This is a genomic window from Nocardioides sp., assembly GCF_029937575.1.
Classification (GTDB): domain Bacteria; phylum Actinomycetota; class Actinomycetes; order Propionibacteriales; family Nocardioidaceae; genus Nocardioides.
This window is the reverse complement of sequence record NZ_JAPYPS010000094.1, coordinates 1-10983: the sequence shown is the minus strand read 5'-3', so window position 1 is coordinate 10983 and position 10983 is coordinate 1. Positions and strand designations below refer to the sequence as shown.

The following is a 10983-nucleotide window of genomic DNA, read 5'->3' as shown; positions in this document are numbered from 1 at the left end:
CCGACGCTCACTCACCGCCTACGACCACTGACACCCCTTGGAATTTGTCATCTAGCCGGCCGGCCGGCCGATCGGGCGGAGCCTGCCCGAACCGCTGCAGCGGTGAAACCGCCTAGCAGGGCTCAGGCCACGAACCCGCGGGCGACCTCGATCAACCGGTCGTTCGCCTCGGACTCGCCGATCGTGACGCGCGCACCCTCGCCCGCGAACGGCCGCACCGTGACCCCGACGGCGTCGGTGGCGGCCGCGAACTCCGCCGTGCGCTCACCCAGGGCGAACCACACGAAGTTGCCCTGCGGCTCCGGCAGGTCCCAGCCCTGCTCGGTGAGTGCGGCCAGCACCCGGCCGCGCTCGACGGCGAGAGCCTCGACCCGCTCGAGGAGGTCGTCCTCGGCGGCCAGCGAGGCGATCGCCGCGGCCTGGGCCACGGCGTTGACGCCGAACGGCAGGGAGACCGCGCGCATCGCGGCCGCGATCGGCTCCGGCGCGACGGCGTACCCGACCCGGAAGCCGGCCAGCCCGTAGGCCTTGGAGAAGGTGCGGAAGAGCGCGACGTTGGGGTGCCCTCGGTAGGTCGCGAGGCCGTCGACGGCATCGTCCATCCGCACGAACTCGACGTACGCCTCGTCGACGACGACGACCACGTGCTCGGGCACCCGGGCGATGAAGGCGTCCAGCTCGGACTGGGTGACCGAGGGCCCGGTGGGGTTGTTGGGGGTGCAGACCGTGACGACCTTCGTGCGGTCGGTGATCGCGGCGAGCATCGCCTCGAGGTCGTGGCGCCCGTCGGGCAGCAGGGGCACCGGCACCGACGTCGCGCCCGCCGCCGCGGCGGCGATCGGGTAGGCCTCGAAGGAGCGCCAGGCGTAGACGACCTCGTCGCCGGGGTCGCAGAAGGCCATCGGCAGCTGGTAGAGCAGCGCGACGCTTCCGGTCGCGACGGCGAGGTCGGTGACCGGCACCTCGAGCCGGTCGGCCAGCGCGGCGTACAGCGCACTGTTGCCCATGTCGGGGTAGCGGTTCATCGCCGCGACCGCGGCGCTCGCGGCCTCGATCACACCGGGCAGCGGCGGGTAGGGGTTCTCGTTGCTCGAGAGCTTGTACGACGCCTGCCCCGGGAGGACGGTCGGCGGCTTGCCGGCCACGTAGGCGGGGATCTGGGCGACGTTCGCGCGCGGCTGGGGTGTGGCCATGAGGTCAGGGTAGTTACCGGGTCGGGCCACGGCGCGCCCGCCACGGACGCAGCGCCACGGCCAGCAGGAGACCCACACCGACGCCGACCGCAGCACCGGTCGTGTTGTCGATGATGTCGGTGACGTCGCAGGCCCGGTCGATCCGGGCGAGCTCCAGCTGGGTCAGCTCGATGCCGACGGAGTACGCCGCCAGGAGCACGAGCCCGACCGGGACCGTCACCCATGCCGAGCGCCACCGCGCGGCCGCGACGACGAGCAGGGCGCCCGAGGGCACGAAGACCACCGCGTTGAGCAGCCGCTGGCCGCCAGAGAAGATCCAGAACCCGTCCGGCGCCGGCCCGCCGATGTCCCACGAGCAGGTGCCGAGCCGGTCCTCGGCGAGGACCACCCCCGGCGCGCCGTCGGCCGGCAGCAGGGTGATCAGCGCGATGACGACGAGCGACCACACGAGCCCGGCCAGCGCGACCGCGGTGACCCAGCCGAGTCGTCGTACGAGCAACCGGGCGAGCAGGGCGAGCACGACTCCCGACGCGAGCGCGCCCAGGAGCATGACCTCGACGCCACCAACCGGAAACACGCGGCCGAGGCTACGGGGGTCGTGGGCCTGATCCCGGTCACTGGACCGTGTTCAGGCACACAACCCGGTGGCCGGGCCAGCATCGGCCGCCGGGAGCACCACGTCCCCGCCGGGCACCGCGGGCAGGTCGCGGCCGATCGTGATGTCGACGGGGTTGGTCAGGCAACGGATCGAGCCGCCGGCCTTGTGGAACTCCGAGACGTCGACGAGCACGATCTCGAAGCCCCACGCCTCGAGCTGCGAGCGCACCCGGTCGGGGCAGGCCGGCATCACGATCGTGCGCCCGACGACCACGGAGTTGGCGCACAGCGAGCCGATCGCCTCGTCCGCGCTGAGCACGAGCGGCTCGGGCACGATCGACAGCAGCGCCTCGGCGGACGGCCCGTCGAGGGCCTCGGGGCAGACCATCGCGCGGCGCTCGTCGAGCGGGCAGAAGGCCAGGTCCAGGTGGTACATCGACGGGTGGGTGATCCGCAGCCCACGCACCCGGACGCCGAGGTCGGTGGCCAGGTGCTTGAGGGCGAGCTCGTCAGTGCGGGGGCCGTAGCCGACGACGAGGGCATCGCCGTACGCAAACGCGTCACCGGCCTCGAAGTGGGCGCCGATGCTGTCGCGGCCGACGTACGACGTCGACCAGCCGTGGGCGACCAGCCACGGCTGGGCGCTGGCGGTCTCGACCCGGCGCTGGGCGTAGCGCATGTGCGACATCACGGCGTACGGCGTGCCGTCGGGCTGGACGACGCCGAGGCCGAGGTTCATCGCGTAGACCATGTCCGGCGCGTCGGAGCGCTGCTCGAGCACGTCGACCCGCGCCCCCAGGCCGCGCAGGGTGTCGACCATCGTGTGCCACTGCGCGAGGGCCAGGGCGGGGTCGGGCTGGACCGCGGGGTCCATGAACGGGTTGATCACGTAGTCGATCCGGAAGTCGGTCGGCTCGACGGCGAGGTAGTGCTGCCCCCAGGCGAGTGCTGCCGGTGGAGTGCTCATGGGCATGGTGCTCCTTGGCTTCACATTGTTTTGTCAGACAATCTGACACGTCCCATGGTGCCCAACCACTCCCCTCGACGCAAGCCGACCCGGCATGATGGGGCCATGCCGGGCGCCACCACCTCGTTCGCGACGCTGCACGTGGAGCACTCCTCCACCGTCGACCGCGCCGCCGCCGAGCTGCGCCGCGCCATCTTCGACGGCGAGATCGAGAGCGGTACGCCGCTGCGCGAGCTCGCCCTCGCCGAGTCCCTCGGCGTCTCGCGACCCACCGTGCGCGAGGCGCTGGGCATGCTCGTCGCCGAGGGACTGGCCACCCGCCAGCCCAACCGAGGCGTCAACGTGGCAGCCCCGGAGGCCTCCTCGGTGCGCGACGTCTGCCGCGCCCGCTTCGTGCTCGAGGGTGCTGGGGTCCTGCGCTGGGCCGAGGCCGACCAGGTCGACCGCGACCACGTCCGCACGTGCCTGCGCGACTACACCGACTCCGTGGCCGCTGGGGCCTCCTACCAGGAGCTCAACCAGCGGCACCTGGCCTTCCACGTCTCCCTCGTGGGGCTGACCCAGAGCGCCCGTCTCGTCTCGATGGCCGAGCTGCTCGTCGTGGAGCTCAAGCTGGCCCTGGCCCAGGTCGACCGGTTGCGACGCAACGCCCACGACCAGGCCGACTCCCACACGGCCCTGGTGACCCTGATGGAGGACGGCGACCTCGAGGGCGCCCACGAGTTCCTGCGCGAGCACCTCGCCGAGGCCGCCGACGCGATCCTGAACGCGCTCCAGGTCTCCTGACGGGGTCAGCGGGCGGCCCGCGCGCGACGCGTCGGCCCGTGCGCGGCAGGTCGGCAGAGACGTCCTGCCACACTGGCTCGCATGCGCATCATCCTGCGACTCCTGACGACCGCGCTCGGGGTGGCCACGGCCGCCTGGCTCTTCGACGGCATCCGCTTCACCGGCGGGCCCCGGCAGGGTTGGGAGGAGGTCGAGAAGAACCTGGTCCCGCTGCTCGTCGTCGCGGCAATCCTGGGCATCATCACGTCATTCGTGAAGCCGATCCTGACGATCTTGTCGATCCCCCTGATCATCCTCACGCTGGGCCTGTTCCTCCTGGTAATCAACGCGCTGCTCCTGCTGCTCACCGGCTCCCTGGCCGATGCGCTCGACATCGGCTTCAAGGTGGACGGCTTCTGGACCGCCGTGGGCGGGGCCATCGTGATCACGATCGTCACCTGGGTCGTCGACGGCTTCGTCGGCGACGACAAGTGACGCCTCGATGCCCCTGACCCTCCCCCCGGCTCGCACCCCGGGCCGGTACCGCATCGGCATGGTCTGCCTCGGCAACATCTGCCGCTCGCCGGTCGCCGACGTGGTGCTCACCGCCCTGGTCGCCGACGCCGGGCTCGACGACCGCGTCGAGGTGGCCAGCTGCGGCACCGGCCCGTGGCACGTCGGTGAGCCGATGGACCGACGCTCGGCGGCGACGCTGAGCGAAGCCGGCTACGACCCCACGCGCCACGTCGCCCGGCAGTACGACGTGGACTGGTCCGAGCACTACGACCTCCTGCTCGCCATGGACACCCAGAACCTCGCCGACATCGGCGGACGAGGCCCCCGGGCGGCGCTGCTGCGTGACGCCGACCCGGCCGCGGCGTCGGCCCACGCCGGTCAGGACGCGGAGGTGCCGGACCCGTACTACGGTGGACCCACCGGATTCGAGGAGGTGCTGGCGATGGTCGAGCGCAGCTGCGCGGCCGTGGTCGACCTCCTCCCCGAGGCGCTCGCGGTCGCCGGCGTCGACGGCACTCCCGAGGTCGGTGACGTCCGGTGACCCGACAGCCCACGCTGGCGCGCCGGGCCGAGGAGCTCATCGAGTCGGCCGTCGTCGCCACGGCTCCCGTGGCCGGCGGCGACATCTCGACGGCGACCAAGCTCCGGCTCAGCAACGGCACGACGGCCTTGATGAAGACCCTCAACGGCGCGCCCGAGGACTTCTTCCCCACCGAGGCCGCCGGCCTTCGCTGGCTGGGCGAGGTCAGCGGCGGGGTCCGGGTCCCCGACGTCCTCGCCGTCGAGCACGACTGCCTGATCATCGCCTGGGTCGAGACCGGTCGCGGTGGCGCCGACGACGCTGCCGACCTCGGTCAGCGCCTCGCGCGCACCCACCTCGCCGGTGCTCCGTCGTACGGCGGCGGGGTCGACGGCTACATCGGCCGTCTCCCGCTCCCCAACGGCGCAGCCCCCACGTGGGCGGAGTTCTACGCGACCCGACGGCTGCTCCCCTACGCCAAGCTGGCCCGCGACCGCGGCGCGATGACCGCGGCCGAGTCCGCGTCGATCGACACCCTGGTGGGCCGCCTCTCCGGACTGCTCCCCGAGGAGTCGCCCGCCCGCCTGCACGGCGACCTCTGGAACGGCAACGTCCTGTGGGGACAGGAGGGCCAGGTCACCCTCATCGACCCGGCGGCGTACGGCGGGCACCGCGAGGTCGACCTCGCCATGCTGGCGCTCTTCGGCCTGCCCCACCTGCCGCGGATGATGGAGGCCTACGAGGAGGTCAGCCCGCTGGCCGACGACTGGGAGGACCGCCTCGGCCTCCACCAGCTCTTCCCGCTGCTGGTCCACGCCTGCCTCTTCGGTGGCGGGTACGGCGCGCGGGCGGCCGCGACGGCCGCGCGGTATCTATGACGTCGGTCGCCGCACCAGACCGCAGGACCGCCCCCGGATCTCGTCTCACCCGTTGTGCCCTCCTCCGTCGGGCACAGGGTTCGCTCAGTCCTCGCCCACCACGCAGCCGTGCTCGTTCCTCGCACCACTGGTGTGGGCTCTCAGCGCCGACTCAGGGCGAAGTGGCACATTAGGGCGTGTGAATGCTCTGACCCCTGGCGCTGGTGGCGCGCCCACGCCGGGCGCCTCCGCGACGAGCGCCCCCACTTCCGCGAAGCAATCCGTGCTCGTCGTCGACGACGACAAGGCGGTGCGCGAGTCGCTGCGGCGCTCACTGGAGTTCAACGGCTACGAGGTCCACCTCGCGGCAGACGGCGCCGAGGCCCTGGCCGGCATCGGGTCGCTGGCTCCCGACGTCGTGGTGATGGACGTGATGATGCCGCGCCTCGACGGCCTCGAGACCACCCGCGCCCTGCGCAGCGCCGGCAACGACGTACCGATCATCGTGCTCACCGCCCGCGACGCCGTCGGCGACCGGGTCGAGGGCCTCGACGCGGGCGCCGACGACTACCTCGCCAAGCCGTTCGCCCTGCCGGAGCTGCTCGCCCGGCTCCGCGCATTGCTGCGTCGCGTCGTGCCGGAGGACAGCCTCGAGGACGAGACGCTGACCTTCAGCGACCTGTCGATGAACACGTCCACCCGCGAGGTCACCCGCGGCAGCCGCTCGATGGAGCTGACCCGCACCGAGTTCACGCTGCTGGAGATGTTCCTGCGCCGCCCGCGACGGGTGCTCGACCGGTCCTTCATCCTGGAGGAGGTCTGGGGGTACGACTTCCCCACCACCGCCAACTCCCTCGAGGTCTACGTCGGCTACCTGCGGCGCAAGACCGAGGCCGACGAGGAGCCGCGCCTGCTGCACACGGTGCGCGGCGTGGGCTACGTGCTCAAGGAGTCATGAGCCGGCTCGACGACGACAGCCTCGTCGGCGCCACGGCTCCACCTCCACCGCCCCCAGGACCGCCCCCAGGACCACCCCCAGGACCACCGTCGGGGCCGCCCGTCCCGAGCGGTGGCCGGGGATCCGCTCCGACCGCGGCCCCGCACCTCGACCGCGGCTGGCACTACCGGCGCTCGCTGGCCAGTCGGGTCACGCTGCTGACCACGATCGCCGTCGGGCTCTCGGTGGCCTTCCTCGCCTCCGGTGTCTACGTGACCGCGCGCATGCAGCTGCAGTCCCAGCTCGACGAGACCCTGGTCGACCGGGCCCTCAGCACGGCCCAGGCCGACATCGTGGAGAACCCCGACATCGTGCAGGGGCTGCCCGTCGGGGCCTCCGACATCCGGGTGGCGTTCCTGTCCGACGACAAGCTCCTGATGTACGCCGGAGCCCCACCGCTGCCGGTCGGTGCCCCCGAGTTCGACGTGGCCAACGGCCTGGCGCGCAAGAGCATCCGCACGGTGCTGGTCGACGACGAGGAGTACCGGATGGTGGCCGTGCCCGGCAACGCCGGCGGCCCCACGGTGATCCTCGCCCAGTCCCTCGCCCAGCAGGAGAAGCTCCTCAACCGTCTCGGTGCCGTGAGCCTGATCTTCGGGCTGCTCGGCGTCCTCGGCGCCGGGATCGCCGGCTGGGCGGTCGCACGCAACGGGTTGCGGCCCGTGCGCACCCTGACCACCCGGGTCGAGGAGATCGCGATCACCGAGGACCTGACACCCCTGCAGGTCGAGGGCGACGACGAGATCGCGCGCCTGGCGACGGCGTTCAACCAGATGCTCACCGCCCTGGATGCCTCGCGCGACCGTCAACGGCGCCTGGTGACCGACGCCGGGCACGAGCTGCGCACCCCTTTGACGTCCTTGCGCACCAACGTCGACCTGCTCACCCAGGCCGACGAGGCCGAGCGGGCCCTCGACCCGACGGCGCGCGCCGAGCTGCTCACCGACATCCGGGCCCAGATCGACGAGCTGACGACGCTGATCGGTGACCTCACCGAGCTCGCTCGCGACGAGCCCCTCGCGCCCGTGGTCGGTGAGGTCGACCTGGCCGAGATCGTCGACCTCTCCGTGGCGCGCGTCCGCCGCCGCGCCGTGGACGCGACCTTCGACGTCGAGACCGAGCACTGGGCCGTCGTCGGCGAGGCCGGCGCCCTCGAGCGCGCCATCACCAACCTGCTCGACAACGCCGCCAAGTGGAGCCCGCCCGCCGGCACCGTGACCGTGCGACTGACCGGCGGGGTCCTCACCGTCGACGACGAGGGTCCCGGCATCGCCGCGGCCGACCGGGCGCGGGTCTTCGACCGCTTCTGGCGCGCCGAGGAGTCCCGGACGATGCCCGGCTCGGGCCTCGGCCTCTCGATCGTGCGACAGGTCGCCGAGCGGCACTCCGGGTCCGTGGAGGCCACCCAGGCCCCCGGCGGCGGCGCCCGGCTCGTGCTGCGGCTGCCCGGAGGGGTGCATGCAGGTGCCTAGGAGCCGGCCGCGCCTGCGTCGCCTGCTCCCCGCGCGGGCGCTCGCCCCAGCCCTCGGACTCGCCCTCGTCCTCACCGGCTGCGGCGGTGATGACGAGCCGGACCTGCCCCCGCGCGCACCGATCCCGTCCGAGCTCGCCGAGCCGCTGTGGAACCCCTGCGACGCCCTCGACCCTGCCGAGGTCTCGACCCTCTTCACCGCGACCTTCGACCAGCAGACCGGCACGTCGGACGAGCCTCGGTGCACGTTCACCCCCACCGAGGAGGGCGAGACCGTGCTGGACATCAACTACCAGCTCTACGGCGGGACGCTGCAGGACATCGTCGACCAGCTCGGCGACCCCGGGGACACCTCCGCGCTGACGACACCGCGCATCCCGGGCTCCAGCGGCGCCCGGCTCATCGTCGACACCGACGACGAAGCCCTCGCCGTGACCGGCCTGGTCCGCAACGGACGCTTGATCCAGGTGGTCAACGCGCTCGACCTCACGCCGTACGACAAGGAGGCGACGGTCGCCGGCGTACGCCGCCTGCTCACCGAGCTCGCCTCGCACGCCAAGGAGTCCGGCCTCAACACGGGCTGAGGCGAGATCCACGCCGAGCCCCGTTACGGGTGCTCCGACGACGGCCCGCGTACGGCGTCCAGCAACCGCCCGGCCTTGATGCTCGCCTCGTCCCACTCCGCCTGCAGGTCCGACTGCACCGTGATCCCGCCACCGGTGCCGAGCAGGTAGGGCCCGTCGGGGCTGGCGGCCATCAGGCTGCGGATCACGACGCCCAGGTCCGCTCGGCCGTCGGGGGAGATCCACCCGAACGCTCCCGCGTAGGCGCCGCGCGGCGTCGCCTCGACCTCGTCGATGACCTGCATCGTGCGCAGCTTGGGGGCCCCGGTCATCGAGCCTGCCGGGAAGAGGGCTCGCAGGGCGTCGATCGTGGTCACGTCGTCACGCAGCCGCCCGCGCACGGTCGAGACCAGCTGGTGCACCGTCGCGTACGACTCGACCTCCATCAGGTGCGGCACCTCGACCGAGCCGACCTCGCACACCTGGGCGAGGTCGTTGCGCAGGAGGTCGACGATCATCAGGTTCTCGGCGCGGTACTTCGGGTGGGTCGCCAGCTCCGAGCGGTGCCGCTCGTCCTCGTCGGGCGTGGCGCCCCGGGGCGTGGTGCCCTTGATCGGCTTGGTCTCCAGGGTCCGCTCTGCGTCGATCAGGGCGTACCGCTCGGGGCTGCTGCTCAGCAGCCAGGCCGCGGCGCCCGGCACGTCGTGCTGCAGGAAACCGGCGTACGGCGCGGGGTTGAGCTCGCGCAGGCGCAGGTAGAGCGCGGCCGGATCGAGCGGTTCGGCGGGGTGCTCGGTGAGGTGCTCGGTGAGCCGAAAGGTCAGGTTGGCCTCGTAGGTGTTGCCGGCGTACAGCTCCTCGGTGACCCGGGCGAAGGCGGCGGCGTAGGCCGGGCTGGGCGGGCAGGAATCCCCGGTTCCCCGGGGATTCCTGACGTTCTCAGGGGAAACTTCACCTGAGAACGTCAGGCTCTCCCTGGTGAGTTCGTGCTCGAACAGCCGCACCCGGCTTCGACCGGCCCGCATCCACACCGCGTCGGGCAGGTCGGGGTCCGGGCGTGCCGGCAGGTCGGGCCGACTGGCGTAGCCGAGGTAGCCGAACCACTGCCCACCGCTCTCGGCCAGGCCCGACTCCAGCGCCGCGAAGATGTCGTCGCCGACCACCTCCGAGCGCCCGCCCCGGTGCCGGGTCACCTCGCGCCGAGCCGCTGAGTAGGTCAGCGACACGTCGTCGTCGTCGAGCCACCCGATGATCGAGCGTCGCCCGGACCACGCGCGCGCGCCGCCCCCGTCGAGCCAGAAGCAGCGGGAGTGTCGGGCTGCGACCGAGGTGAAGTACGCCGTGGGGTCGGCCGGATCGGCCATCAGCGGGCCCCCGGCGCAGCGTTCGTCACCAAGCGCCCCAGGAAGTTCGCGATCAGCGCCGCGCCCTGCTCGGACAGGATCGACTCGGGGTGGAACTGCACGCCCTCCAGCGGCAGGGTCCGGTGCCGCACGCCCATCACCGTGCCGTCCTCGGCGCGAGCGCTCACCTCGAGCGGTGGCGGCAGCTCGACGGCGGCGAGGGAGTGGTAGCGCACCGCCGCGAAGTCCTGCGGCATCCCGGCGAAGACCCCCCGGCCGTCATGGGCGATCCGGGCCAGCTCGCCGTGGGCCGGGCGCACCCGCGTCACCTGCCCGCCGTACGACGCCACCAGGCCCTGCATCCCGAGACAGACACCCAGGACCGGCCGACTCCCGGCGCGCAGGACCTCGGTCCCCACCGCGAAGTCGGCGGGGACGTCGGGCGACCCGGGGCCGGGTGAGAGCACGACGTACTCGTGGTCCAGCACGTCCGACGCCCTGACCTCGTCGTGCTGGACCACGGTCGGCAGCACCCCCGTGACCGAGGCGACCAGGTGGACGAGGTTCCACGTGTAGGAGTCGTGGTGATCGACCACGACGACGTCCGGCGCTCGCTCCGGGAGCCCACCCCGTGCGGTGACCGGGTCCGTGGGCATCGCGCCACCGTAGCGGCCGGCACTACCCACCCGCCGCGCTCGCCCACCGCTCGGCGACGTGCACCCACACCCGGTCGGCCACCTCCTCGGGCGAGAGGTGGGTGGAGTCGACGACCAGGTCGGCTCGCGCCGTCATCCACGGACGAGCCCTCGCGTACGGCGCCAGGTGGTCCAGCCGCCACTGCCGCGCCGTCGGCTCCAGCTGATCGGCCGCGATCCGTGCCCGCATCACCGCTTCGTCGGACTCCACCAGCACGTGCACGACCTCGTGCCCCAGCGTGGCGAGGCCGGAGGTGATCTCGTCCCAGTAGCCCTCGTCGAGCACCGCCTGGATGGCGACGAGCGACTGTCCGGTGAACCGCACGACCTCGTCGGCGACGATCGGCACGAGCCGCCGCCACGACTCGTAGTGCTGGAAGTCGGTGACCGGGTGGTCGGCCAGGTTGTTGGCCAGCAGGTAGCCGACCCACTCCGGGTCGAAGACCCGCAGCCGATCGTCACGCTCGGCCAGCAGCGTGCCCGTGGTCGTCTTGCCGGC

At 72.5% G+C, this 10983-nt stretch carries 13 protein-coding genes; 7 read left to right on the top strand and 6 right to left on the bottom strand.

Translation table 11 applies throughout. The features are described 5' to 3' along the window. Positions 1 to 122 precede the first annotated feature (122 nt). Genes hisC through Q1K33_RS19480 form a run of 3 tightly spaced genes read right to left on the bottom strand, consistent with a single transcriptional unit; the run spans position 123 to position 2757 of the window. Positions 123 to 1193 carry a histidinol-phosphate transaminase gene (gene hisC / locus Q1K33_RS19490; RefSeq protein ID WP_300406421.1) on the bottom strand — a complete coding sequence of 357 codons (1071 nt, stop codon included), beginning with the start codon at positions 1191 to 1193 and terminating at the stop codon, positions 123 to 125. 13 nt (positions 1194 to 1206) lie between these two features. Beyond that, positions 1207 to 1770: a VanZ family protein gene (locus Q1K33_RS19485; protein ID WP_300406420.1), complete on the bottom strand. Its 564-nt coding sequence runs from the start codon at positions 1768 to 1770 to the stop codon at positions 1207 to 1209. Positions 1771 to 1821: 51 nt separating this feature from the next. Next, the gene (locus tag Q1K33_RS19480) at positions 1822 to 2757 is read right to left on the bottom strand and encodes an arginine deiminase-related protein (protein WP_300406419.1); all 936 of its coding nucleotides are present in this window, start codon (positions 2755 to 2757) and stop codon (positions 1822 to 1824) included. A gap of 105 nt (positions 2758 to 2862) precedes the next feature. On the opposite strand from Q1K33_RS19480, the gene Q1K33_RS19475 reads away from it, so the two are divergent. From Q1K33_RS19475 to Q1K33_RS19445, 7 genes are all read left to right on the top strand, one after another. Continuing rightward, a complete protein-coding gene (locus tag Q1K33_RS19475) occupies positions 2863 to 3543 on the top strand; it encodes a GntR family transcriptional regulator (protein ID WP_300406418.1) in 681 nt (226 codons plus the stop codon). A gap of 81 nt (positions 3544 to 3624) precedes the next feature. Then, on the top strand, positions 3625 to 4017 hold the full coding sequence (locus Q1K33_RS19470) for a phage holin family protein (RefSeq protein ID WP_300406417.1): 393 nt from the start codon (positions 3625 to 3627) through the stop codon (positions 4015 to 4017). 7 nt (positions 4018 to 4024) lie between these two features. Continuing rightward, positions 4025 to 4579, top strand: coding sequence for a low molecular weight protein-tyrosine-phosphatase (locus tag Q1K33_RS19465; protein ID WP_300406416.1), 555 nt, complete (start codon positions 4025 to 4027; stop codon positions 4577 to 4579). Next, positions 4576 to 5436, top strand: coding sequence for a fructosamine kinase family protein (locus Q1K33_RS19460; protein ID WP_300406415.1), 861 nt, complete (start codon positions 4576 to 4578; stop codon positions 5434 to 5436). The genes Q1K33_RS19465 and Q1K33_RS19460 overlap by 4 nt, the downstream gene beginning before the upstream one ends. Positions 5437 to 5698: 262 nt before the next feature. Further along, the gene (locus tag Q1K33_RS19455; protein ID WP_300406422.1) at positions 5699 to 6373 is read left to right on the top strand and encodes a response regulator transcription factor; all 675 of its coding nucleotides are present in this window, start codon (positions 5699 to 5701) and stop codon (positions 6371 to 6373) included. Next, the gene (locus tag Q1K33_RS19450; RefSeq protein ID WP_300406414.1) at positions 6370 to 7884 is read left to right on the top strand and encodes a HAMP domain-containing sensor histidine kinase; all 1515 of its coding nucleotides are present in this window, start codon (positions 6370 to 6372) and stop codon (positions 7882 to 7884) included. The genes Q1K33_RS19455 and Q1K33_RS19450 overlap by 4 nt, the downstream gene beginning before the upstream one ends. Beyond that, positions 7877 to 8467: a hypothetical protein gene (locus tag Q1K33_RS19445; RefSeq protein WP_300406413.1), complete on the top strand. Its 591-nt coding sequence runs from the start codon at positions 7877 to 7879 to the stop codon at positions 8465 to 8467. Before Q1K33_RS19450 ends, Q1K33_RS19445 begins: the two co-directional genes overlap by 8 nt. A 23-nt stretch (positions 8468 to 8490) precedes the next feature. On the opposite strand, the gene Q1K33_RS19440 is transcribed toward Q1K33_RS19445, so the two are convergent. The 3 genes from Q1K33_RS19440 to Q1K33_RS19430 all read right to left on the bottom strand — a co-directional run. Then, positions 8491 to 9810 carry an anthranilate synthase component I family protein gene (locus Q1K33_RS19440; RefSeq protein WP_300406412.1) on the bottom strand — a complete coding sequence of 440 codons (1320 nt, stop codon included), beginning with the start codon at positions 9808 to 9810 and terminating at the stop codon, positions 8491 to 8493. After that, positions 9810 to 10445, bottom strand: a complete 636-nt coding sequence (locus Q1K33_RS19435; RefSeq protein WP_300406411.1) for an aminodeoxychorismate/anthranilate synthase component II — start codon at positions 10443 to 10445, stop codon at positions 9810 to 9812. The genes Q1K33_RS19440 and Q1K33_RS19435 overlap by 1 nt, the downstream gene beginning before the upstream one ends. A 22-nt stretch (positions 10446 to 10467) precedes the next feature. Beyond that, a partial coding sequence (locus Q1K33_RS19430) for a hypothetical protein (RefSeq protein WP_300406410.1) occupies positions 10468 to 10983 on the bottom strand: 516 nt, incomplete at its 5' end.

Bases quoted from the DNA above. Each gene is read 5' to 3' on its own strand.
- Q1K33_RS19465 (WP_300406416.1), top strand. From the start codon at position 4,025: ATGCCCCTGACCCTCCCCCCGGCTCGCACCCCGGGCCGGTACCGCATC.
- Q1K33_RS19470 (WP_300406417.1), top strand. From the start codon at position 3,625: ATGCGCATCATCCTGCGACTCCTGACGACCGCGCTCGGGGTGGCCACG.
- Q1K33_RS19475 (WP_300406418.1), top strand. From the start codon at position 2,863: ATGCCGGGCGCCACCACCTCGTTCGCGACGCTGCACGTGGAGCACTCC.
- Q1K33_RS19450 (WP_300406414.1), top strand. From the start codon at position 6,370: ATGAGCCGGCTCGACGACGACAGCCTCGTCGGCGCCACGGCTCCACCT.
- Q1K33_RS19480 (WP_300406419.1), bottom strand. From the start codon at position 2,757: ATGAGCACTCCACCGGCAGCACTCGCCTGGGGGCAGCACTACCTCGCC.
- hisC (WP_300406421.1), bottom strand. From the start codon at position 1,193: ATGGCCACACCCCAGCCGCGCGCGAACGTCGCCCAGATCCCCGCCTAC.
- Q1K33_RS19440 (WP_300406412.1), bottom strand. From the start codon at position 9,810: ATGGCCGATCCGGCCGACCCCACGGCGTACTTCACCTCGGTCGCAGCC.
- Q1K33_RS19435 (WP_300406411.1), bottom strand. From the start codon at position 10,445: ATGCCCACGGACCCGGTCACCGCACGGGGTGGGCTCCCGGAGCGAGCG.